Source organism: Jatrophihabitans sp. GAS493 (assembly GCF_900230215.1).
In the GTDB taxonomy this organism is placed as follows: domain Bacteria; phylum Actinomycetota; class Actinomycetes; order Mycobacteriales; family Jatrophihabitantaceae; genus MT45.
On sequence record NZ_LT907982.1, the window covers coordinates 3,377,410 to 3,400,115 of the forward strand.

20 protein-coding genes are annotated in these 22,706 nt (G+C 67.3%); 10 read left to right on the top strand and 10 right to left on the bottom strand.

Going from position 1 to position 22,706, the window contains the following annotated elements; translation table 11 throughout:
* Position 1: 1 nt before the first annotated feature.
* Together sufB and CPH63_RS15735 are read right to left on the bottom strand one after the other, a co-directional pair.
* Complete coding sequence (gene sufB / locus CPH63_RS15730; protein ID WP_096303803.1) at positions 2-1,432, bottom strand: Fe-S cluster assembly protein SufB; 1,431 nt, start codon at positions 1,430-1,432, stop codon at positions 2-4.
* Entirely contained in the window at positions 1,432-2,277 is an 846-nt protein-coding gene (locus CPH63_RS15735; protein ID WP_197704380.1) for a metalloregulator ArsR/SmtB family transcription factor, read from the bottom strand. Before CPH63_RS15735 ends, sufB begins: the two co-directional genes overlap by 1 nt.
* 120 nt (positions 2,278-2,397) lie before the next feature.
* Here CPH63_RS15735 and CPH63_RS15740 point away from each other — a divergent pair, with 120 nt between their 5' ends.
* From CPH63_RS15740 to CPH63_RS15755, 4 genes are all read left to right on the top strand, one after another.
* Positions 2,398-3,081: a 1-acyl-sn-glycerol-3-phosphate acyltransferase gene (locus tag CPH63_RS15740; RefSeq protein WP_096303804.1), complete on the top strand. Its 684-nt coding sequence runs from the start codon at positions 2,398-2,400 to the stop codon at positions 3,079-3,081.
* An 82-nt stretch (positions 3,082-3,163) separates the two neighbouring features.
* On the top strand, positions 3,164-4,090 hold the full coding sequence (locus tag CPH63_RS15745; RefSeq protein WP_096303805.1) for an ABC transporter ATP-binding protein: 927 nt from the start codon (positions 3,164-3,166) through the stop codon (positions 4,088-4,090).
* 56 nt (positions 4,091-4,146) lie between these two features.
* On the top strand, positions 4,147-4,863 hold the full coding sequence (locus CPH63_RS15750; RefSeq protein WP_096305193.1) for an ABC transporter permease: 717 nt from the start codon (positions 4,147-4,149) through the stop codon (positions 4,861-4,863).
* Positions 4,860-5,801: a heme A synthase gene (locus tag CPH63_RS15755; protein ID WP_096303806.1), complete on the top strand. Its 942-nt coding sequence runs from the start codon at positions 4,860-4,862 to the stop codon at positions 5,799-5,801. Before CPH63_RS15750 ends, CPH63_RS15755 begins: the two co-directional genes overlap by 4 nt.
* On the opposite strand, the gene CPH63_RS15760 is transcribed toward CPH63_RS15755, so the two are convergent.
* On the bottom strand, positions 5,794-6,993 hold the full coding sequence (locus CPH63_RS15760; RefSeq protein ID WP_157749593.1) for a DUF445 domain-containing protein: 1,200 nt from the start codon (positions 6,991-6,993) through the stop codon (positions 5,794-5,796). The two genes, CPH63_RS15755 and CPH63_RS15760, sit on opposite strands and share 8 nt — an antisense overlap.
* 54 nt (positions 6,994-7,047) lie before the next feature.
* Positions 7,048-7,983, bottom strand: coding sequence for a RimK family alpha-L-glutamate ligase (locus CPH63_RS15765; RefSeq protein WP_096303808.1), 936 nt, complete (start codon positions 7,981-7,983; stop codon positions 7,048-7,050).
* Between the two features lie 91 nt (positions 7,984-8,074).
* Here CPH63_RS15765 and CPH63_RS15770 point away from each other — a divergent pair, with 91 nt between their 5' ends.
* Complete coding sequence (locus CPH63_RS15770; RefSeq protein WP_096303809.1) at positions 8,075-9,736, top strand: DUF2510 domain-containing protein; 1,662 nt, start codon at positions 8,075-8,077, stop codon at positions 9,734-9,736.
* 38 nt (positions 9,737-9,774) lie between these two features.
* Here the strand turns inward: CPH63_RS15770 and CPH63_RS15775 are convergent, their stop codons facing one another.
* Positions 9,775-10,788 (bottom strand): hypothetical protein, encoded by a 1,014-nt coding sequence (locus tag CPH63_RS15775; protein WP_157749594.1) that lies wholly within the window; start codon positions 10,786-10,788, stop codon positions 9,775-9,777.
* 142 nt (positions 10,789-10,930) lie between these two features.
* Positions 10,931-11,857 (bottom strand): heme o synthase, encoded by a 927-nt coding sequence (locus tag CPH63_RS15780; RefSeq protein ID WP_096305194.1) that lies wholly within the window; start codon positions 11,855-11,857, stop codon positions 10,931-10,933.
* 357 nt (positions 11,858-12,214) lie between these two features.
* On the opposite strand from CPH63_RS15780, the gene tkt reads away from it, so the two are divergent.
* From tkt to pgl, 5 genes are all read left to right on the top strand, one after another.
* The gene (gene tkt, locus CPH63_RS15785) at positions 12,215-14,335 is read left to right on the top strand and encodes a transketolase (protein ID WP_096303811.1); all 2,121 of its coding nucleotides are present in this window, start codon (positions 12,215-12,217) and stop codon (positions 14,333-14,335) included.
* Positions 14,336-14,401: 66 nt separating this feature from the next.
* Positions 14,402-15,508 (top strand): transaldolase, encoded by a 1,107-nt coding sequence (gene tal / locus CPH63_RS15790; protein WP_096303812.1) that lies wholly within the window; start codon positions 14,402-14,404, stop codon positions 15,506-15,508.
* Positions 15,509-15,719: 211 nt separating this feature from the next.
* Positions 15,720-17,291 (top strand): glucose-6-phosphate dehydrogenase, encoded by a 1,572-nt coding sequence (gene zwf / locus CPH63_RS15795; protein WP_096305195.1) that lies wholly within the window; start codon positions 15,720-15,722, stop codon positions 17,289-17,291.
* Between the two features lie 58 nt (positions 17,292-17,349).
* Entirely contained in the window at positions 17,350-18,333 is a 984-nt protein-coding gene (locus tag CPH63_RS22610) for a glucose-6-phosphate dehydrogenase assembly protein OpcA (protein WP_172892223.1), read from the top strand.
* Positions 18,334-18,338: 5 nt separating this feature from the next.
* Positions 18,339-19,094, top strand: a complete 756-nt coding sequence (gene pgl, locus CPH63_RS22615) for a 6-phosphogluconolactonase (RefSeq protein ID WP_172892224.1) — start codon at positions 18,339-18,341, stop codon at positions 19,092-19,094.
* 73 nt (positions 19,095-19,167) lie between these two features.
* Here the strand turns inward: pgl and secG are convergent, their stop codons facing one another.
* The 4 genes from secG to gap all read right to left on the bottom strand — a co-directional run bounded on the left by secG (position 19,168) and on the right by gap (position 22,598).
* A complete protein-coding gene (gene secG, locus CPH63_RS15805) occupies positions 19,168-19,401 on the bottom strand; it encodes a preprotein translocase subunit SecG (protein WP_091357545.1) in 234 nt (77 codons plus the stop codon).
* An 84-nt stretch (positions 19,402-19,485) separates the two neighbouring features.
* On the bottom strand, positions 19,486-20,307 hold the full coding sequence (gene tpiA / locus CPH63_RS15810) for a triose-phosphate isomerase (protein WP_241895687.1): 822 nt from the start codon (positions 20,305-20,307) through the stop codon (positions 19,486-19,488).
* Positions 20,304-21,524 (bottom strand): phosphoglycerate kinase, encoded by a 1,221-nt coding sequence (pgk, locus tag CPH63_RS15815; RefSeq protein WP_096303813.1) that lies wholly within the window; start codon positions 21,522-21,524, stop codon positions 20,304-20,306. Before pgk ends, tpiA begins: the two co-directional genes overlap by 4 nt.
* Positions 21,525-21,593: 69 nt before the next feature.
* Positions 21,594-22,598, bottom strand: coding sequence for a type I glyceraldehyde-3-phosphate dehydrogenase (gene gap / locus CPH63_RS15820; protein WP_096303814.1), 1,005 nt, complete (start codon positions 22,596-22,598; stop codon positions 21,594-21,596).
* Between the last annotated feature and the right edge of the window lie 108 nt (positions 22,599-22,706).

Genomic DNA, 22,706 nt, shown 5'->3' on the forward strand with positions numbered 1-22,706 from the left:
CTTAGCCGACCGCCCCTTCCATCTGAAGTTCGATGAGCCGGTTCAGCTCGAGCGCGTACTCCATCGGCAGTTCGCGAGCGATCGGCTCGATGAACCCACGCACGATCATGGCCATCGCCTCGTCCTCGGAGAGGCCCCGGCTCATCAGGTAGAAGAGCTGGTCGTCACTGACCTTGGAGACGGTCGCTTCGTGACCCATCGAGACGTCGTCCTCGCGGACATCGACGTAGGGGTAGGTGTCCGAGCGGGAGATTGTGTCGACGAGCAGCGCGTCGCACTTCACCGTCGACTTGCTGTGGTGCGAGCCGGGCTCGACCTGCACCAGACCTCGGTAGGAGGTGCGTCCGCCACCACGGGCCACCGACTTGGAGATGATCGTCGAGGAGGTGTGGGCTGCCGCGTGCACCATCTTGGCGCCCGCGTCCTGGTGCTGTCCCTCGCCGGCGAAGGCGATCGAAAGCACCTCACCCTTGGCATGCTCGCCGGTCATCCAGACGGCCGGGTACTTCATCGTCACCTTGGAGCCGATGTTGCCGTCGACCCACTCCATGGTGGCGCCCTCCTGCGCGACGGCCCGCTTGGTGACGAGGTTGTAGACGTTGTTCGACCAGTTCTGGATGGTCGTGTAGCGGCAGCGACCACCCTTCTTGACGATGATCTCGACGACCGCGGAGTGCAGCGAGTCCGAGGAGTAGATCGGCGCGGTGCAACCTTCGACGTAGTGCACGTAGGCGTCCTCGTCGATGATCATCAGGGTGCGCTCGAACTGCCCCATGTTCTCGGTGTTGATGCGGAAGTAGGCCTGCAGCGGGATCTCGACGTGCACGCCCTTCGGTACATAGATGAAGGACCCGCCCGACCAGACCGCTGTGTTCAGCGCGGCGAACTTGTTGTCACCGGACGGGATGATCGTGCCGAAGTACTCCTTGAAGAGATCCTCGTGCTCGCGCAGGGCGGTGTCGGTGTCGAGGAAGAGGACACCCTGCTCCTCGAGGTCCTCGCGAATCTTGTGGTAGACCACCTCGGACTCATACTGAGCCGCCACACCGGAGACCAGACGCTGCTTCTCCGCCTCCGGGATGCCCAGCTTGTCGTAGGTGTTCTTGATGTCGGCCGGAAGGTCATCCCAGGTCGCAGCCTGCTTCTCGGTGGATCGCACGAAGTACTTGATGTTGTCGAAGTCGATCCCCGACAGGTCCGATCCCCAGTTCGGCATCGGCTTCTTGTAGAAGATCTCCAAGGCCTTGAGCCGGCGTTCGAGCATCCACTCAGGCTCGTTCTTGAGCATGGAGATGTTCCGAACCACGTCGGCGCTCAGACCACGCTTGGCGATCGACCCGGCGGTGTCGGTGTCCGACCAGCCGAACTTGTACGTCGACAGGGCATCGATCTGCTCGTCTTGGGTCAATACGCGCTCAGGAGCTGTTGTCATCAGCGATTCCTCCCAGATGGGGACTTTGCGGTGGTGGTCGAAACGGTGGCCGAGACTCCGGCCGGACTTGCGGGCACAGACACGCCGGCCGGAGAGACTCTGCTCCGGTCGGCGAAGTGGGTGGTGCAGACGCCGTCGCCATGGGCGATGGTGGCCAGTCGCTGCACGTTGGTTCCGAGCAGCTGTTCGAAGGCACGCGTCTCTGCCTCGCACAGTTGCGGGAACTGCGCCGCTACGTGTGCAACCGGGCAGTGGTGCTGGCAGATCTGCACTCCGGCCGGAGTGCTCTGCACGTTGGCAGCGTAGCCCTGCCCGGTGAGGGCGACGGCCAAGGCGTCGGCCTGGGTGGCCGGATCCACAGTCGAGGCAGGCAGCGACGGGGCCAGGCTGCGCGCCAGCATCGCGGCGCGGTGGTCGGCGAAATGGGTGACCGCATCCGCGCCGCCCGTCTCGTTGAGGTAGCGCAGCGCTGTGGTGGCCAGGTCGTCGTAGGCGTGCGGGAATGAGGCCCGCCCGGCGTCGGTGAGCTGATAGGCCCGCGCCGGACGTCCCGGCCCGGTCACGCTGCTGGGACGGCGTGGGGCGCACTGCTCGAGGATGCCGTCGCTGACCAGCGCGTCCAGGTGCCGGCGCACGCCGGCGGCGGAGAGACCGAGCGCCTGGGCGATGTCGGCGGCCGACTGCGGTCCGCGTTCCAACACGGTCCGGGCGACGGTGTCCCGGGTGCTGTCTCGGGTGCTTTCGCGGGTGCTTTCACGGGTGCTTTCGCGGTGGCCCGGTTCGCCGGTGGGTGCTCCCAGTTCCGGATGGCGTACACCCGACAGCGAACCAGGATTGAATTTCACAACACTAGTATGACGTATTTCCGCCGAACCTGGTGGGATCCGTAACCGGTGAGTACTTGAGCTTGGTCACGCTCACGCCATCTGGCCGAATCCGACTCACCGGACAGGTAGATTTACCTGGTGCTATTCCAAGTGCTCGAGTACACCTTGGCACCGGCACTGCGCGCGATCTACCAACCCGATGTGGTCGGCTTCGAATACGTACCCCGTACCGGCCCGGTGATCTTCGCGGCCAACCACCTCTCCTTCGCCGATCAGGTCTTCACTCCGCTCGCGGCTCGCCGGCAGGTTCTCTATTTCGCGAAAGCCGAGTATTTCAACACCGGCGGACTGCGCGGACGGGTGACCGCCGCCGCCTTCCGGCAGATGGGCCAGGTGGCCGTCGAGCGAGACGACCCCCGGGCGGCGGCCGCGACGATCGATGAGGGGGCGCACCTGCTCAGCGAGGGGTGTGCGCTCGGTATCTACCCGGAGGGCACCCGTTCACCGGATGGTCGGCTGTACAAGTTCCGTACCGGAGTAGCCCGGCTGGCCCTGCGCACCGGCGCGCCGGTTGTCCCGGTGGCCCTGGTCGGCACCCGGGAGGCCAACCCGCCGGGTACCAACCGCTGGCACCGGGTGCCGGTCAGCGTTCGCTTCGGTGCGCCGATGGACTTCAGCAATCGCGCAGAGGACGAGCGAAGCTCCCGCATGCTGCGGGCGGTTACCGACGAAGTCCGCGCCTGCATCCAGCAGATGTCGGGGCAGAACTACGTCGATACCTTCGCCAGCACCGCCAAACTCAGTCCGGCGGCCGAGCAGTGACTGGGTGCTCCAAGCATGATCTGACCCACGGTGCAGGCCCGCAATCAGCGCCTGCTGCCAGCATGTTCCTAGACTCGACCCCGTGAGCCGTCCCGCTGTCGAGATTTCGGGGCTCGTCAAGTCCTACAACGGACGGCGAGTCGTCGACGAGCTCTCACTGACCGTGGAGCGAGGCCAGGTGCATGCGCTCCTCGGCCCGAATGGTGCCGGGAAGACCACCACCATCGAGATGTGCGAGGGCTTCCGCTCCCCCGACGCCGGCACGGTTCGGGTGCTGGGGCTGGACCCCGTCCGCGAGCACGCAGCGCTCGCCCCGCGCGTTGGAGTGATGCTTCAGGATGGAGTCGGCGGATACACCGCCGCTCGCACCCTGGAGTTGCTAAGCCTCTTCGCCTCCTATGCCGCTCGACCCCAGGATCCGTCCCGGCTGCTCGATCGGGTTGGCCTGACCGAGATGGCTCGGGTCGCGGTGAAGCAACTCTCCGGCGGCCAGAAGCAGCGTCTCTCGCTGGCCATGGCGCTGGTCGGACGTCCGGAGCTGGTGTTCCTCGACGAGCCCACCGCCGGAATGGACCCGCAGGCCCGCCGAGGCACCTGGGAGCTCATCGAACAACTACGAAGCGACGGGGTCTCGATCGTGTTGACGACCCACTTCCTGGACGAGGCCGAGCAACTGGCCGACCTGGTCACGGTGATCTCGAGTGGCAGAATCGTCGCCTCGGGATCGCCGGCCGAACTGACCCGGGCCGGGGCCGGTGGCCAGATCCGCTTCTCCACCCGACCCGGCCTTCCGCTCGATTCGCTGCGACAGAGCTTGCCGGCCGAGTGCTCGGCGATCGAGCAGACTCCCGGGCGCTACCTGGTAACCGGCGAAGTTGATCCCCAGCTGTTGGCCACCCTCACCGCCTGGTGCGCCGCTCAGGGCGTGCTGGCCGAGGACCTGTCGGTCCAGCGCCGAACCCTGGAGGACGTCTTCCTGGAACTCACCGGACGGGAGCTGCGAGCGTGACCGCCTCCGACACCATCTCCTACACACCGGATCCGCGTCCCGCCCCGGCCGGGCGGATGGTGCGGGCCCAGACGGTCATGGAGCTACGGCTGCTGCTGCGTAACGGCGAACAGGTGGGACTCACCCTCGTCATCCCGCTGCTGCTGCTGTTCTTCTTCAACCTCCCGCTGCTCTACTCCCTCGGAACGCCGAGGCGGATCGACTTCGTGGTGCCGAGCATCCTCGCGCTGTCGGTGATGAGCGCGGCGTTCACCGGGCTCGCCATCGGAACCGGGTTCGAGCGCAAGTACGCGGTGCTCAAGCGACTTGGCGCTACGGCATTGCCGCGCTGGGCGCTGCTGGCCGGCAAGACGCTCTCCATCCTCTGGCTCGAGGTGATTCAAGCCGTCCTGATCTGCGGGCTCGGCTTCGCGCTCGGCTGGCGGCTGCACGGTGATCCGCTGGTGGCCGCTCTGCTGATGGTGGTCGCCACCTTTGCCTTCGGCGGGCTTGGCCTGCTGGTCGCCGGCACGCTACGGGCCGAGGTCACTCTGGCCGCGGCCAACCTGATCTGGCTGGTCCTGCTCTTCGCCGGCGGCATCGCGATACCGCTGGACAAGTTCCCCGACGGTGTGGCCCAGGTACTGCAGTATCTTCCCTCGGCGGCGCTCTCCGAGGGGCTGCACGCGGCGCTCGGTGATCCGAGTTCGTTCCCCGGAAGGGAACTGCTCACGCTCGTCATCTGGGCGGTCGTGGCCGTACCGGCTGCGGTGCACTGGTTCAAGTGGGAATGATTCGGCAACCGGCCACACTGCGCTGGCTGGCCTTCGCGTCCGTCGTCGCCAACGTCGGCATCGTCCTCACCGGCGGTGTCGTCCGGCTGACCAGCTCCGGCCTCGGCTGTCCCACCTGGCCGACCTGTACCGACTCCTCGCTTGTCCCCACGGCGGCGACGGCCGGTCACGGCCTCATCGAGTTCAGCAACCGGATGCTCACGTTCGTACTGGTGGTCATCGCGGTCTCCACCCTGGTTGTAGCCGTGCTCCAGCGCCGCGAGCGCGCCTTGGCCACGGTCGCGCTGCTCGGAATCCCGGCCCAGGCGGTGCTCGGAGGGATAACCGTGCTCACCGAGCTCAATCCGTGGGCGGTCGGTTGCCACTTTCTGCTCTCCATGGCTCTCATCGCTGTCACCTACACCCTCTGGTGGCGCCTGGACCATGCGGCGACCGAGGGATCAGACGCGGCACCCGACGACGGGGTGGGGGCCTCGGATCGATGGGCGGTGCTGCTGAGCCGCATCGTCGCGGTGGCCGTCCTCGCCGTCCTCGCTCTGGGCACCGTCGTCACCGGCAGTGGCCCGCACGCCGGAGACAGCCGGAACGGGCGCGTTCACCGCAATGGATTTGATCCGGCCGCGATGAGCCAGCTGCACGCGGACGCGGTGATGATCCTCATCGGCCTCACGATCGGTCTACTCATCCTGGTCGTCGCGCTGCGCCTGCGGTCTTCGGTGGTGGCGGCGGTCAAGTGGCTGCTCGTGATCGAACTGGCGCAGGGGCTGATCGGCTTCGTCCAGTACTTCACGCACCTGCCGGCGCTGCTGGTCGCGGTCCACATGCTCGGCGCCTGCCTCGTCTGGCTGGCGACGCTGCGCGTTCTCTATGCCCTGCGGGCGCCGGTGCGCACGCCGGTGACGCTCGAGCACCCGCGAGCGGTCGTCGCGGTCAGCTGAGCTGGCTGGCCAGGTGGATGAGGACCCCGACCAGAGCCCCCACCACGGTGCCGTTGATGCGAATGAACTGAAGATCCCGGCCGACCTGAAGCTCCAGGCGTCGTCCCGTCTCCTCGGCGTCCCACCGGGCGACCGTGCCTGAGATCAATTCGCCGATGTCGGCCGAATAGTGGGCCAGCACGTACTCGGTGGCTCTGCCGATCCCGTTGTCGACACGCTGCTGGAGGGCCTCGTCGTCGCGCAACGCCGCACCGCCCTTGAGGGTCAGCGCGACGACATTTCGGCGTAGCTCGGAGTCGGGGTTGCTCGCGTCGTTGAGGATCGAGGTCTTCAACCGCAGCCAGAGCGTGCCGAGCCAGCGGCGAACCTCCGGGTGCTCGAGCAACTGCAGCTTCGTCGCGTTCACCGACGCCGCCCTATCCGGATCCGTCCGCAGCGACTGGGCGTAGTCGCCGAGGTAGCGGTCGAACTGGGCCCGCAGTTCATGCGACTCGTTGCTGACGACGTCGGCCAGGAAGGACTGCAGGCCCCGGAAGAGCCGCTCGAAGACGCGGTCGTCCACCCAGTCCGGAATCCACTCCGGAGACTCCTGCGACAACCGCTCCCGAAATACCGACCGGTTCAGGTCCATGAAGCGCATCAGGCTGCGCAGCACGGTGGTCAGAGCGGCCTGGTGCTGCCCCTCGTCGCGGACCGCGTCGATGATCCGGGCCAGGGCCGGGGCCACGTCGATCTTGCGGACCTGCGCATCGACGAAGCTCGCCACCGCGGATTCGATCTCGTCATCGCGCAGCATGCCGGCCACGGCGGCGAGGATGGACGACGCCTCGTCGGCCACTCGCTCGGCGTGGATCGGTTCGGCCAGCCAGGCCCCGATCCGATGCGGCACCCGGGCCGCCTCCAGCCGCTGTCCGACCACGGCCGCGGTGAGGAAGTTCTGCTGAACGAAGGTCGCCAGTGACTCCCCGATCTGATCCTTCTTGCGCGGGATGATCGCGGTATGTGGGATGGGGATCCCGAGCGGATGACGGAACAGCGCGGTCACGGCGAACCAGTCGGCCAGACCGCCGACCATGGAGGCCTCAGCGGCGGCCTGCAGATAGCCCCACGCTCCCGTGCCGTCGCCGAGCCAGAGACAGACGGCGTAGACGACGGCACCGAAGACGAGCAGGCCGCCGGCGACCAATTTCATGCGACGAAGTGCCGTCCTCCGCTCAACGGAGGGCATCGGTAGCGACACGTCTGATCAGCCCGTGCGAAGTCGGGTCGACAACTCTGCGGCCAGCATGCCCAGAGCCTGCTCCCCGAACGCGAAGAAGAGCGACGGCTCGACCAGTTCGAGCTCGATGAGCTTCGGGCCGTCAGCACTGGGTAGCAGGTCGACGCGGGCGTAGAGCGGGTACTCGCCGTCACGGGAGCGCAACCACTGCAGGACCTGAGCCCCGACCGCCAACTCGGCCGGGGTGGCGACCGCGTCGCTGATCCGCTCGGTGTAGTAGAGCGGCGCACGATTGCCTGAGGTGCTCCCCTCACGCAGCGGGTTCGCCGCATCCGGTGGCAGCAGCGCGGCCTTCGTGATCGCGTGGCTGAACGTCCCGCCGAAATACAGCAGGGCTCGCTCGCCGGAGTCGTCCACTCCGCTGAGATAGGGCTGGATGAGGACGGTGCGCCCCGCACCGTGCAGCATCTGCACGTGGCTGCGGGCGGCGGCCAGGCCGTCTGGCGTCGCCGGGTCGAATCGGCCGGCGCCGACGGAGCCCGCGCCGACCGAAGGCTTGGCCACGAATTCGGTGTTCAGCCATTCCGCCTCGGTACCCGGAGGCGACCAGCTGGTCGGCACGATCGGGATGCCGGCGTCGGCCAGTTCACGGAGGTAGATCTTGTCCGAGTTCCAGCTCAGCAGGTCCAGCGGGTTCAGCAGCATCGGGCCGCGAGCGGCGACCGCGGCCGCCCAGCGCAGGAACTCGTCGCGTTTCGTGGTGTAGTCCCAGGTCGAACGAATCAGAATCGCGTGGAATCTCTGCCACAACACGCTCGGGTCATCCCACACCTGCCAGGTCGCGTCGAGGCCGACCGCGGCGAACGCCTCTACCAAGCCGGTGTCGTCGCTGTCACCGTCCGGTAACTCAGCGCAGGTGACGAGAGCGACGGGGAGAAGCGAAGGCGCGTCTGTTTCATTCATCACCTAATGATCTTAGTGAAGTCCGTGGACGGGGCGGCCAACGTGATGGCAGGATTCGGCCTTCACACGTTGGCGCGAGCTGTGGAGCACGATGGCGATTCCTGGGTGGTACCCCGATGCAACCGATCCGGCATATCTGCGGTATTTCGACGGCAATGCCTGGACGGCCGATCGTCAGCCGATCCCGACCGGGGCGCCGGTGAGCCCGCCGGTTGAGATGTTCCAGCCGCAGCTCCTGCAGCACGGCCCGTACGAGCAGTCGGAGAATCGCTACGAAACCCACTACGCCGGCGCCTACCCCAATCAGTACCAGATGCCCGCCTATCCGGCGGCCTTCGCTCCGCCGCCCTTCGCGCCGCCGCCGCCAGCCGCCGTCGCGGGCCGCCGCTCGCGCGCCCGGGTGTTCGGCAGCGTCGCCGTCGTCACGCTGCTGGTCGCCGGGCTCCTCACCGGTGGGTGGTGGTTCTTCATCCGTTCCAACGCTCCGACGCTCACCTACCAGGGCAAGTCGATCGATCAACCGGCACAGGTCCTGAACGACGCCCAGGCAAAGCTCAGCAACTACGTCGTCGCCCATCACGGCAACAAGAGCAGAGAGGCGCGATGCTACTTCGCTCTGGACAAGGTCCCGGCCGCCGACGCCAGAACGAGCGACGTCGATCATCGCACTTTCTGCGGGCCGGTGCTGTTCGCCGAAGGGGACACCAGCCAGGAATATTTGGCCTTCGAGCTGACGCCGCCTGCGCCCGGCGCGACTCATCTGAGCGTCTCCGCCTCCCCAATGCTGCCTGACGCGGAGTCAGTCCCGGCAACAGAACGTCTCGTACGACCGGACAGCAAGCGTCCGCCCAAGGGTTCGGGCGGAATCTCTGTGCCCGCTCCGCCGAAAGCGGCAGCCAACATCATCGTCTCGACCGACCTGGGGACGCAGACACTCCCGGACGCGCCCGCTAAGGCGGTCATCGGCAGCCTCTCCGGTGGCGTCAGACTTACCGTGCTGGGGAAGGTGAGTCACTTCGGAACCGGTGCGAACTCCTTCGGAGCCCCGGACGGACAGCAGCTCTACGCATTTCAGACGGCGGCAGCCTCCGGTCAGGAGGGTGACGAGGATCTGAGCAGCAAGCTCGGGATCTCTATCGACGGAGACCGAGCGCTGCCGCTGCCCCCGACCACCTACACGGACTATTACGTCGTCGCGGCGCCGGTCTCTGCGAAGTCTGTCGACTTGGTACTCAACGACGCGGGGGCGATGCAGACCGTCTCGCTGTTGGATGGATCGCCGGCCAGGACGAACGTGGCCCTCGCCCTGCGTGTGAACACCGAGGTGACCATCGGCAAATCGGCCGGGATCCCGATCCACTACGCGTATGCGGGGCAGTCCGCGTCGAGCACTTTGACCACGACCTTCACCTCGGCCAGTCTGTTCTACTGGGACACCTCCGAGAATGACGAGACACCCCCGGCCACGAATCTGGCCTACCTCTACGTGGAGATGACCTACTCGAGTCCGGACGACGCGGCCGGCGGTTACGGGTGGCCACCGGAGTACGTCACCGTCACGCCCGCCGGCGGCTCGCCGATTCGAGGAAAGAACATGTCGAGCGATCCGAAGCACAGGATCTACGACCTTTTCGTGGTGCCGGCCAACTTCACAACCGGAACGCTCACGATCGCAGGTGCCAAGACCGAGGACGGGGTCACAGGGACCGTCGTGACCCCGTATCGCCTGACCCTTTCGTTCCCGCCGGGGTAGCACCGCCGGTGACGTTGCTCGAACGCGGACGGCGTTACTCAGCTGGCGACGCGGGAGCTGGTATCGCCGAGCAGTTCGCTGCTCACCGAGATGGGACCGAAGCGCTCGACGGTGCCGCTGCCGGATTCGTCGTCGACCTCTGGAGTGGTCGGCACGGTGGCCGACATGGTGGCGAGAACGGTGCGCACGTTCGCCAACTGGGCGTTGATGCTGTCCCGGCGCTGGGCGGCGGCGGCCACCTCACGCTTGGCGTCGGCGCGGATGCGAGCGGCGCGCTCGACGGCGTCGGCGACGATCTGGTCGGCCCGCTGCTGGGCCTGCGCGGCGACCGCGGCGGCATCTCGCGCCGCTTCGGAGGCGGCGATGTCACCATCGGCGCGCAGCTTGGCAACGTGGGCCTGAGCGGTGGCCAATTCGCGTTCGGCGTCGCTTGCCCGTTCGGCCAGCAGTTTCTCGGCCGCGGCGCGGCGCTCGGCGAGGACCTGCTCGAGGTCAGCGGCGGCCTGCGCGGCCTGGGCGCGCTGCGCCTCGTGTAGCGAATCCGCCTCGTTGCGACGCGCGCTGGCCTGGCGTTCAGCGTCCTCAAGGAGCTGGGCCGACTTGCGCTGCGCCTCGGTCACCAGCCGGGTCGCCTCCCGCTCAGCGGTCGACCTGGTGCTGGCGGTATAGCTGTCGGCCTCGGCCTGCCGGGTCGCGCTGAGGGTCTCGATGGCGGCGAACTTCTCCTCCGCCTCGGCTGCGACCTTGGCGCGCCGCTCAGCCGCCTCCTCCTCGGCCAGACGCATGATCGTGCCGATGCGCTCGCCGAACTTCTCAAACGTTGGTTCCGGGACAACGATCGGCGCCGGCGCCGGCCGGGCCGCGGCGGCGTCCTCGGCGGCCTGCTTGGCGACCCGCACGGACTCCGCAAGTTCGTCGACGCGACGCTGCAGGTCCGCGATCTGCAGGTTGGCGGCACCGGAGTCAGCGGCGAGTTCCGCGACCCGACGGTCGACCTGAACGGGGTCGTAACCGCGCATAACGGTACGGAATCCAGGTGTTTGCTCGGACATGGTGCGCCTCGTCATCTCAGCGATTAGGTGGGATCGTGCTCCACCTACATCGGACGCAGACCAGGGAACCTGAGCCAACCGCGGCGGCAACGCGGGCTGGGCCTCCCACCAGACATCGCACCGTGGGCGTCGGGCCCGTCGGTCAGCGCACGAAGGTATCGAGAGCGAGCGCGACGAAGACGAAGGCCAGATAGCTGTTGGAGAGATGGAAGAGCTGCATCGCCTTCGGGTCCTGACCGCGCACCGTCCGGTGGTAGACGCGATGAGCCCCGAAGAGCAGCGCGACGCCGGCGAGCGCGGCCAGCACCCCGTACAGCCATCCGGTGGCCACCGGCCAGAGCAGCAGCGAGGTGATGACGGTGAGCCAGGCGTAGATGACGATCTCGGTCGCGACGCGCTTGGGCGTGGCGACAACCGGCAGCATCGGCACCCCGGCCCGCGCGTAGTCGTCGCGGTAGCGGATGGCCAGCGCCCAGAAATGCGGCGGGGTCCAGAAGAAGACGATTCCGAAGAGGATGAACGGCGCTGCGCTGAGCGAACCGGTCACCGCCGCCCAGCCGATGAGCACCGGCATGCACCCAGCGGCGCCACCCCAGACGATGTTCTGGGACGTCCGGCGCTTCAGCAGCATCGTGTAGACGATGACGTAGAAGAGGATGGCGGCTGCGGTCAACGCCCCGGCCAGCAGGTTCGTGGCCAGGGCCATCCCTACCACCGAGATCACGCCGAGCACGGTGCCGAAGATCAGCGCGCCACGCGGTGAGACGTCGTGCCGGGCGAGCGGCCGGTGTCCGGTGCGTCGCATCACGGCGTCGATGTCCCGATCGACGTAGCAGTTCAGAGCGTTGGCGCTACCAGCCGCGAGCGTTCCACCGACCAGGGTGACGAGGACGCACTGCCAGCTGGGAAGGCCACCGGCGGCGAGGATCATCGCCGGCACCGTCGTCACCAGCAGCAGTTCGATGATGCGGGGCTTCGTCAGGGCGACGTAGGCCTTGATCCGGGAGACGACGCGGTTGCCGTCGTGCGATGCCGGCCGGGCAGCGGCGAGCCCGGTGGCCCGATCGATGACATTCACCGGGGGGTCGTGCTGCGGGTCGAGTTGCGAAAACTCCCCTGCCCCCAGAGTGCTCGGATCCACCGGTGCCTGCGTCACGTGCTCAGAGTATCGGCTCCGCCTGAGTGCCAAGAGCCAGTGTCCGCTTCCAGGCCCGACTGGTGTCCACGATCACGTCGTCGGCCGTCCCGGACGACCGGCCGAGACGCCCCCGGTGCGCTGATAGCGAATGTTGGGCAAACAGTCTGTAACCGGTTGCAGGATGCTCTCCAGCTACGGACTACTCTGTTGGTGAGAGACCGGTCCCCCCATTTTGCCGGTCTGACATAACTGAGGCGCACCTGCGCCGGGATATATGGAGCGGTTGCGTTGTCTGATTCGTCATCTGAAGTTGTCGTCGCACACCCCAACTGGTGGAGCGAACTCGACACGAAATCCGTCGACACCGCGCGATTGCTCGCGGCGGACGCGGTGCAGAAGGTTGGCAATGGTCACCCCGGGACGGCGATGAGCCTGGCCCCCCTCGCGTACCTGCTTTTCCAGAAGGTTCTCACGCACAGTCCGTCGGATCCCAACTGGGTCGCGCGTGACCGCTTCATCCTCTCCAACGGCCACTCGTCGCTGACGCTGTACTGCCAGCTGTTCCTGGCCGGCTACGGGCTGGAGATCGACGACATCAAGGCACTGCGTACCTGGGGTTCGTTGACCCCGGGCCACCCGGAGCACGGGCACACGTTGGGTGTCGAGACCACCACCGGCCCGCTCGGACAGGGTGTGGGCAACGCGGTCGGCATGGCGATGGCGGCCCGCCGCGAGCGCGGCCTCCTCGACCCGGACGCCGAGGCCGGTCAGTCGATCTTCGACCACTTCATCTACGTCATCGCCGGCGATGGCTGCCTGGAAGAAGGCATCTCGAGCGAGGCCTCCAGCCTGGCCGGGCATCAGCAACTCGGCAATCTGATCCTCTTCTACGACGACAACCACATCTCGATCGAGGACGACACCAACATCGCGTTCTCCGAGGACGTCCTCAAGCGCTACGAGGCCTATGGGTGGCACGTCCAGCGGGTCGACTCCGGTGAAGACGTCACCGCCCTGGAGAAGGCGATCGCCAAGGCCAAGGCCGAGACGGTCCGCCCGTCGATCATCGCGGTGCAGACGATCATCGGCTGGCCGGCCCCGACCAAGCAGAACACCGGCAAGGCCCACGGCTCAGCGCTCGGCGTGGACGAGATCAAAGCCACCAAGGAGATCCTCGGATTCAACCCCGATGTCGACTTCCCCGTGTCGGCCGAGGTTCTCGAGCACACCCGGCTGGCCGTTCAGCGCGGCCGGGAGGCCCAGGCCGAGTGGCAGCCCAAGTTCGACGCCTGGGCCGCGGCCAACCCGGAGCGCAAGGCACTCTTTGACCGCCTGGTCTCCCGCACCTTCCCGGCCGGCTGGGACAGCGCGCTGCCGTCCTTCCCGACAGAGAAGGACGGTAAGCCGAATGCCATCGCCACGCGTGCGGCGTCGGGGAAGGTGCTCGACAGCCTCGCTCCAGTCCTCCCGGAACTCTGGGGCGGGTCGGCTGACCTGGCCGAGAGCAACAACACCACGATGACCGGCGAGCCGAGTTTCATCCCGGCCGTCCACCAGACCAAGGAGTGGACGGGCGGCCCCTACGGGCGGACGCTGCACTTCGGTATCCGCGAGCACGCGATGGGTTCAATCATGAACGGCATCACGCTGCACGGGGGCACCCGCGTCTACGGCGGCACCTTCCTCGTCTTCAGCGACTACATGCGCCCGCCGGTCCGCTTGGCCGCGCTGATGAAGCTGCCGACGATCTACGTCTGGACGCACGATTCGATCGGTCTCGGCGAGGATGGCCCGACGCATCAGCCGATCGAGCACCTGGCTGCGCTGCGGGCCATTCCCGGGCTGGACGTGGTTCGCCCGGCTGATCCGAACGAGACGGTCGTGGTCTGGAAGACCATCCTGGAGAAGAACGACCGTCCGCACGCCCTGGCCCTGAGCCGACAGGCCCTGCCAGTGCTGGACGCGGCGAAGGTGGCCAACGCCAGCAAGGGTGGCTACATCCTGGAGGAAGCCTCCGAGGGAATGGCCAAGGTCATCCTGATCGCCACCGGCTCCGAGGTGTCGCTGGCTCTGGAGGCCCGTACCCGGCTGGAGGCCGACGGCTTCCCGACCCGGGTCGTCTCGATGCCGTGTATCGAATGGTTCAACGAGCAGCAGGCGTCCTACCGCCAGCTGGTGCTGCCGCCCGACATCCGGGCCCGGGTCAGTGTCGAGGCCGGCATCTCGCAGGGCTGGCGCGAGCTCGTCCGTGACGGTGGCGAGATTGTCAGCATCGACCACTTCGGGGCCAGTGCCGCCGCGCCGGTGCTCTTCGAGCAGTTCGGCTTCACCCCCGACCGCATCGTCGCCGCGGCCCACGCCGCGCTCGAGCGCGCCGGCGACATCACCGGCACCACCACCGGAAACTGACCCATCCCCATCCCCCAACCGGCTTCCACAGCTCTCGCCGAAGACCGAACACCCTTAGGAGTTCACATGACAGACGCACTGGCGGATCTCTCCGCGGCAGGCGTATCGATCTGGCTCGACGACATCAGTCGCGATCGACTCAAGACCGGCAACCTCAAGCAGCTCATCGACGACAACCACGTCGTCGGCGTCACCAGCAACCCGACTATCTTCCAGAAGGCGCTCTCGCAGGGCGATGCCTACGACGGTCAGGTGAAGGATCTGGCCGTTCGCGGCGTGTCGCTGGAGGAGGCCGTTCGCTTCATCACCGCCTACGACATCCGTTGGGGCTGTGACGTGATGCGCCCGGTCTACGACGCCAGTGGTGGCCAGGACGGACGTGTCTCACTCGAGGTCGATCCGCGGCTGGCCAACGACACGGAGAAGACGTCCGCCGAGGCGAGCGCACTCTGGTGGCTGGTGGATCGTCCCAACCTGATGATCAAGATCCCGGCCACCAGGGCCGGCCTGCCGGCTATCACTGAGGCCACTTCGCAGGGCATCAGCGTGAACGTGACCCTGATCTTCTCGCTGGAGCGCTACGACGCCGTCATGGCGGCGTACATCGACGGCCTGGAGAAGGCCAAGGCCAACGGGGTCGACCTCTCCACCATTCACTCGGTCGCCTCCTTCTTCGTCTCCCGGGTCGACACCGAGATCGACGCCCGGCTCGAGAAGATCGGCACTCCGCAGGCGCAGGCGCTGCGCGGCCAGGCTGCCGTCGCCAACGCCCGGCTGGCCTACCAGCGCTTCGAAGCGGTCTTCTCCACCGACCGCTGGAAGGCGCTCGCGCAGGACGGTGCCAACAAGCAGCGCCCGCTCTGGGCCTCGACCGGCGTCAAGGACCCGAACTACTCCGACACGATGTACGTGACCGACCTGGTCGCTCCGGAGACGGTGAACACCATGCCGGAGGCCACCCTGCACGCGGTCGCCGATCACGGCGTCATCGGTGGCGACACCATCACCGGCGAGTACGACTCGGCGGCCAAGGTGCTGGCCGATCTGGCGGCCGCCGGCATCGATTACGACGACGTCGTCAACCTGCTGGAGGTCGAGGGCGTCCAGAAGTTCGAGGACGCCTGGAAGCAGCTGCTCGACGGTGTGCAGGCCGCGCTCGACGCTGGGGCATAGTTCAACGGCAGGGCCAGTTCGACGGCTGGCCCAGCTCAAATCACCCGCTGGTCGATGCCGGCCCACCGTCGGCAACACAGCGGCAACATCCACCTGGGAATGTCCGTTCGGGCGCAAACCCGACGGGCTTCGCAGGGCGCGACCGACAGATCCCGACCGATCCGTACTAGGAGATTTGGTGAGCGAACCAAGTTCAGCCGCTGGGGTAGCAATTCCGGAGGCTCCGGCGGCGACACCACCGACGCAGCTGCCCGGCCGTACGGCCCACGGCAATCCGCTGCGCGATGCCACTGACCGTCGCCTGCCTCGGGTCCCCGAGCCGTGCGCGTTGGTGGTCTTCGGCGTCACCGGTGACCTCTCCCGCAAGAAGCTGCTGCCGGCGATCTACGACCTGGCCAACCGTGGACTCCTCCCGACCGACTTCGTCCTGCTCGGCTTCGCCCGGCGTGACTGGGGCGACGGAGACTTCGAGAGCCTGGCCCGCAAGTCGGCCCAGGAGCACGCCCGCACCCCGTGGAGTGAGGAGGTGTGGAGCCGGGTCTGCAACAACATCCGCTTCGTGCCCGGCGCCTTCGACGACGACGAGGCCTTCGACACGCTGAAGGAGACCCTCGATGACCTCTGTGCCACGCACGGCATCAGGGGCAACGCCGCCTTCTACCTCTCCATCCCGCCGAGCATGTTCCCGATCGTGCTCAAGCAGATGGAGCGCACCGGCATGGCCAGCAACGAGCTCAACGGCGGCTGGCGCCGGGTCGTCGTCGAGAAGCCGTTCGGTCACAACCTGGAGAGCGCCCTCGAACTGAACAAGCTGGTGGACGACGTCTTCACGGCCGAGGACGTCTTCCGCATCGACCACTACCTCGGCAAGGAGACGGTCCAGAACATCCTGGCCCTCCGCTTCGCCAACCAGCTCTTCGAACCGATCTGGAACTCCAACTACGTCGATTCGGTGCAGATCACGATGGCCGAGGATGTCGGCATCGCCGGCCGGGCCGGTTTCTACGACGCCACCGGCGCCGCCCGCGACGTGCTGCAGAACCACCTGCTGCAGCTCCTGGCCCTCTTCGCCATCGAGGAGCCGGTGGAGTTCTCGCCGGAGTCGATTCAGATCGAGAAGATAAAGGTTCTCCGGGCGATCTCGTTGCCGGCCGACCTGGAGTCCTACGCCATCCGTGGTCAGTACGACCAGGGCTGGCTGGCCGGTGAGCGAGTGCTCGCCTACCGGGCTGAGAAGGACGTCCCGGCCGACTCGAAGACCGAGTCCTATGCGGCGGTCCGTCTGGGCATCGAGACACGCCGCTGGGCCGGGGTGCCGTTCTACCTGCGCACCGGCAAGCGTCTGCCGCGACGGGTCACCGAGATCGCGATCATGTTCAAGAAGGCCCCACACCTTCCGTTCAGCCGCACCGACACGCAGGAGCTGGGGCACAACCAGCTCGTCGTGCGGGTCCAGCCCGACGAGGGACTGACGCTGAAATTCGGCTCCAAGGTGCCGGGTAGCGCGATGGAGGTCCGGGATGTGGCGATGGACTTCCTCTACGGCGAGGCGTTCACCGAGTCCTCCCCCGAGGCCTACGAGCGACTCATCCTCGACGTGCTGATCGGGGATGCCACGCTCTTCCCCCGCAACTCCGAGGTTGAGGCATCCTGGCGGGTCATCGACCCGCTGGAGGCGTTCTGGGAAGGCCAGCAGCCGTGCCTCTACCGGGCCGGCGAATGGGGCCCTAAAGAGGCGGACGAGATGCTGGCCCGTGACGGCCGGGCCTGGCGGCGACCGTGATCGCCGCATCCGACAACGTGGCAACCCGCAAGCAGGCTTGTAACGACAGGAGCACCCGGTGACGACACTCTGGGACACGACTGGCACCGCGATCATCAAGGCTCTGGCTGCCGAGCGCCGCAACGGCGGCGCGGTGACCAGCGGAAACGCGCTGACGCTGGTCATCGTGGTCGACGAGGCGGACGTCGCCGAGGTGGAGGCCGCCGTGACGATCGCCGCGAGCAAGCACCCGATGCGGATGCTATTGGTGATCCGCCGACAGATCGAGGCGCCCGTCCCGCGGCTGGACGCCGAGGTGTTGATGGGTGGACGTCTCGGCCCGGGCGAGGCCGTCGTGATGCGTATGTACGGTCGCCTGGCGCTGCACGCCGAGTCAGTGACCCTGCCGCTGCTGGCCCCGGACGCACCCGTCGTCACCTGGTGGTTCGGGGCCCCGCCGGACCGGATCTCCTACGATCCGCTGGGTGTCTTCGCCGACCGCCGCATCACCGACGTGTCGCGAGCCGATGACCGGGTCGCCGCCCTGCGCCAGCGGGCCAGCGACTTCGCGCCCGGTGACACCGATCTGGCCTGGACCCGCGTCACCGGCTGGCGGGCGGCCCTGGCGTCGGCCTTCGACGGCACCGACGACACCGCCGTAGCCGCCACGGTGGAGGGCGACGACTGCGATCCGTCGACTCTGCTGCTGGCCGGCTGGCTCTCATCGCGTCTGGGCTTCTACGTTCCGGTGCGCAAGGTGGCCGGTCGGGCTATCAGCAAGGTCAGCATTCAACTCAGCGCCGGCACCTCGATCAACGCGCTGCTGGACGGTTCCCGCCTGGTGCTGCGCCGCGACAACCAGCCAGAGTCGATCGCCCCGTTCGCCGAGCGCTCACTCGGTGAGTTGCTGGCCGAGGAGCTGCGCCGTCTCGATGAGGACCATGTCTTCGCTGAGGCGCTGGGTGCGGTCTGTGGCGTCAGTGGCCTGCAGCAGCGACCGCGCCACCGCGTCCACATCTGGAGCGACCCGGCGATGGCCGACCCGCCGGCGAGCGTGGGCTGACTGCGATGGCCGCCGATCCCGAAACCGTGATCGAAGCCTCGGCCGAGGCCCTGGCCCGCAGTACCGCCGCGCGTACGCTGGCCGCGCTGGCCGCGGCCCAGGATGCACGCCCACTGGCCCATCTGGTCGTCACCGGTGGGTCGATTCTGGAGAACGTGCTCTCCGAGATGCAGAGTTCACCCGAGCGCGACAGCGTCGACTGGAGTCGGGTCGCCCTCTGGTGGGGTGACGAGCGCTTCGTGGCCTCGGACTCCGACGACCGCAACGACAAAGTCGCCTTCGCGAAGTTCTTCAGCCATGTCCCTCTCGCCGAGCCGAACATCCATCGCATGCCATCCACAGACGGCCCGTGGGGCGAAGATGTGGCGGCCGGGGTCGCGGCCTACGCCGGAGAACTGGCCGCCGCGGCATCGGACGGGGAGGACGTTCCCCGCTTCGACGTGGTGCTCCTCGGCGTCGGACCGGACGGACACTGCGCCTCCCTCTTCCCGGGTGCGCCCGGGGTCTATGAGACGGAGCCCGCCGTCATCGCGGTGCACGACTCCCCCAAGCCGCCGCCGACACGCACTTCGCTGACCTTTCGCGGGCTCGGCGCGGCCAACGAGATGTGGGTGATCGTGGCCGGCGCGGGCAAGGCCGACGCCGTCAAGGCCGCGCTGGGTGGGGCCGACCGGGCTCAGATCCCGTCGGCCGGAGCCCGCGGACGGGTACACACGCTGTGGCTACTCGACGAGGCCGCGGCGTCCGGGCTCACTCACTAGCTCTCGCCACTCGCCGCGGCTGGCTCCCCGCCCGGTTCGCGGGCGGCGAGCTGCCGATCGAGAACCCGGTCGGTCAGAGGTTCTTGTAGAGCAGACCCAGGCCGATGATGGTGATGGCCCAGACGATCCCCAGGATCACGGTGATCCGGTCGAGGTTGCGCTGCAGCACCGAGGAGCCGGAGACGTTGGAGTAGAACGAGCCCCCGAACATCGACGAGAGGCCGCCGCCCTGGCCTCGGTGCATCAGGATCAGCACGATCAGCACCAGGCTGGTGGCGATGAGCAGCAGGGAGAGGGCAAAAATCATGGTGAAGAACCGGCCTTAACAGATGTGCTGACGGAGATTTAGCAGCGGAGCAGGGCTAGCCTACCTGGCGAACCGCAGAGAACCCTACCCAGCAGCCGTCGGCGCGGCTGCGGGAGCGGGCTGACCGGCCGCGATGCAGATGGCAGCGAACTCATCGGCGTCGATGCTCGCGCCCCCGACCAGGGCCCCGTCGACGTCGACCTGAGCGAGGATCTCGGCCGCGTTGGCCGCCTTCACCGACCCGCCGTAGAGAACTCTGACCCCGGCGGCGACCTCCTTCGAGTACAGCCGGGCCAGCTCGATCCGGAGCGCGGCGCAGACCTCCTGGGCGTCGGCCGGGCTCGCGACCCGTCCGGTCCCGATCGCCCAGATCGGCTCGTAGGCGATCACAATGCCGGCGGCGGCTTCGGCGTCGATGCCGTCCAGCGCGGCGGCCAACTGGCTGGTGCAGTGCGAGATGTGGGTCTCGTCGTCACGAACCTCCAGCGGCTCACCCACGCAGAGGATCGGGACCAGTGAGTTGCGCAGCGCTGCCTTCACCTTGCTGTTCACCACGGCGTCGGTCTCGGCGTGGTATTCACGCCGCTCGCTGTGGCCGACGGTCACATATCCGCAGCCCAGCTTGCTCAGCATCGGGCCGGCAATGTCACCGGTGTACGCCCCGGAGTCAACCGGTGAGAGATCCTGCGCGCCGTGCTTGATGAGCAGCCGATCACCGTCGATCAGCGTCTGCACACTGCGGATGTCGACGAACGGTGGCAGCACGATCACGTCGACTGCTTTGAGCTGGTCTTCGCTGAGGCTGAAGGCCAGCTTCTGCACGAGGGCGATGGCCTCGAGGTGATTCAGGTTCATCTTCCAGTTGCCGGCGATGAACGGCGTACGGGCCGCGACCTTGGTGCTCACGCGAGCACCTCGACGCCGGGAAGTGCCTTCCCCTCAAGGAACTCCAGCGAAGCGCCACCGCCGGTCGAGATGTGCCCGAAGGCCGTCTCGTCCAGGCCGAGGGCGCGGACCGCGGCGGCGGAATCGCCACCGCCGACCACCGTGAGACCCGGTGCGGCCGAGACCGCCTCGGCAACTCCCTTGGTGCCGGCGGCGAAGGGGGCCAGCTCGAAGACACCCATCGGCCCGTTCCAGAAGACCGTCTGGGCGTCGGTCAGCGCCGCAGCGAAGGTGGCCACGGACTTCGGGCCGATGTCCAGACCGAGGGTGTCGGCCGGAATCTGGCCCGCGTCCACCGTCTGGATGTTCGCGTCCGCCGCGAAGGCGTCGGCCACCACGATGTCGCTCGGGAGCAGGATCTTGTCGCCACTGTCAGCCAGCAATTGCCGGCAGGTCTCGATCTGGTCGGCCTCCAGCAGCGACTTGCCGACCTCGTAGCCCTGCGCCGCGAGGAAGGTGAAGCACATGCCGCCGCCGACGAGAAGCTTGTCGACCTTGGGGAGCAGCGACTGGATCACCGCCAGCTTGTCACTTACCTTGCTTCCGCCGAGGACGACGACGTACGGGCGGGCCGGCTCTTCGGTGAGACGCCGCAGCACGACCAGCTCATCGCGGACCAGGTTGCCGCAGAACGCCGGCAGCATTGTGGCGATGTCATACACCGACGCGTGCTTGCGGTGCACCGCGCCGAAGGCGTCGTCGACGTAAGCACCCTGCGGCGCGTCCTCGCCCTCGCCGTCGGTGAGGGTGGCCAGGGCACGGGCGAACTCAGCCCGATCAGCGTCGTCCTTGCTCGTCTCACCCGCGTTGAAGCGGACGTTCTCGAGCAGCAGCAGTTCACCGTCGGCGAGATCATCGGCCATCAGCCGGGCACTCTCCCCCACCGTGTCGAGGGCGAACTTCACCGGGCGTCCGAGCAGCTGAGCCAACCGGTCGGCCACCGGGCGGAGTGAGTACTTCTCCTCCGGGGCCCCCTTGGGACGCCCTAGATGCGCGGTCACCAGCACTCTGGCCCCGGCGTCGAGCAACGCGGTGAGGACCGGAAGGGAGGCCCGGATACGGCCGTCGTCGGTCACGACGGGTGGTTCGTCCTTGCTCAGCGGGACGTTGAGGTCGGATCGAACCAGAACCCGTCGACCGGCGACACCGTCGGCGAGTAGATCATCGAGCGTGCGCAAGATATATCGACTTTCTAGTCGGAGACGCTGTGGCGAGCTGGTCGGAGAATGACGAGATCGTCGCAGGTGCTAGAGCGAGGACCCGACGAGGGTCGTGAGGTCGACCAGCCGGTTGGAGTAGCCCCACTCGTTGTCGTACCAGCCGACCACCTTGACCTGGTTGCCGATGACCTTGGTCAGCTCCGCGTCGAAGATGCACGACGACGGGTCGGTCACGATGTCGGAGGAGACGATCGGGTCCTCGGTGTAGGTGAGGTAACCCTTGAAGGGGCCATCGGCCGCGGCCTTGTAGGCGGCCTTGATCTCGGCCACCGTCGGCGTGGAGCGGACGGTGACGGTGAGGTCGGTCGCCGAGCCGGTCGGGACCGGAACGCGCAGCGCGTAGCCGTCGAGCTTTCCCTTGAGATTCGGCAGGACGAGGCCGATGGCCTTCGCGGCGCCGGTGGAGGTCGGGACGATGTTGATCGCGGCGGCGCGGGCGCGGCGCAGGTCCTTGTGCGGGGCGTCCTGCAGGTTTTGGTCCTGCGTGTAGGCGTGAATCGTGGTCATCAGACCCTGCTCGATGCCGAAGGCGTCGTCCAGGACCTTGGCCAGCGGGCCCAGGCAGTTCGTGGTGCACGAGGCGTTGGAGATGATCGTGTGAGCGGCCGGGTCGTAGTCCTCGTGGTTGACGCCCATCACGATCGTCACGTCTTCGTTGCTGGCCGGCGCCGAGATGATGACCTTCTTGGCCCCACCCTCGACGTGCACCCGGGCCTTGTTGGCGTCGGTGAAGATGCCGGTCGACTCGATCACCACATCGGCGCCGACGGATGCCCACGGCAGTGCGGCGGGGTCACGCTCGGCGAAGACCTTGATGGCCTTGCCGCCGACGATGATCTCGTCCGCAGTGGTGGTCACTTCGGCGTCGAGACGCCCAAGGATCGTGTCGTACTTGAGCAGGTGAGCCAGCGTGGCGACGTCGGTGAGATCGTTGACCGCCACGATCTCGATGTCAGCTCCAGCCGCGCGAGCGGCACGGAAGAAGTTGCGTCCGATACGGCCGAAACCGTTGATGCCCACACGTACTGTCACAGTTTTTGCTCCCCTAGATGCGAGTCGTTCCTAGCCGGACTCAGGACGGTCCGGTTTGCGCATAGCCTATCGAACCTAGGGAGCATCCAGCCCACCGCGTGGTTACTC

Excerpts from the sequence above, each read along its gene's own strand:
- sufB (WP_096303803.1), bottom strand. The coding sequence starts at position 1,432 with ATGACAACAGCTCCTGAGCGCGTATTGACCCAAGACGAGCAGATCGAT.
- CPH63_RS15750 (WP_096305193.1), top strand. The coding sequence starts at position 4,147 with ATGGTGCGGGCCCAGACGGTCATGGAGCTACGGCTGCTGCTGCGTAAC.
- CPH63_RS15755 (WP_096303806.1), top strand. The coding sequence starts at position 4,860 with ATGATTCGGCAACCGGCCACACTGCGCTGGCTGGCCTTCGCGTCCGTC.
- CPH63_RS15760 (WP_157749593.1), bottom strand. The coding sequence starts at position 6,993 with ATGAAATTGGTCGCCGGCGGCCTGCTCGTCTTCGGTGCCGTCGTCTAC.
- CPH63_RS15765 (WP_096303808.1), bottom strand. The coding sequence starts at position 7,983 with ATGAATGAAACAGACGCGCCTTCGCTTCTCCCCGTCGCTCTCGTCACC.
- CPH63_RS15770 (WP_096303809.1), top strand. The coding sequence starts at position 8,075 with ATGGCGATTCCTGGGTGGTACCCCGATGCAACCGATCCGGCATATCTG.
- CPH63_RS15775 (WP_157749594.1), bottom strand. The coding sequence starts at position 10,788 with ATGTCCGAGCAAACACCTGGATTCCGTACCGTTATGCGCGGTTACGAC.
- tal (WP_096303812.1), top strand. The coding sequence starts at position 14,402 with ATGACAGACGCACTGGCGGATCTCTCCGCGGCAGGCGTATCGATCTGG.
- pgl (WP_172892224.1), top strand. The coding sequence starts at position 18,339 with ATGGCCGCCGATCCCGAAACCGTGATCGAAGCCTCGGCCGAGGCCCTG.
- secG (WP_091357545.1), bottom strand. The coding sequence starts at position 19,401 with ATGATTTTTGCCCTCTCCCTGCTGCTCATCGCCACCAGCCTGGTGCTG.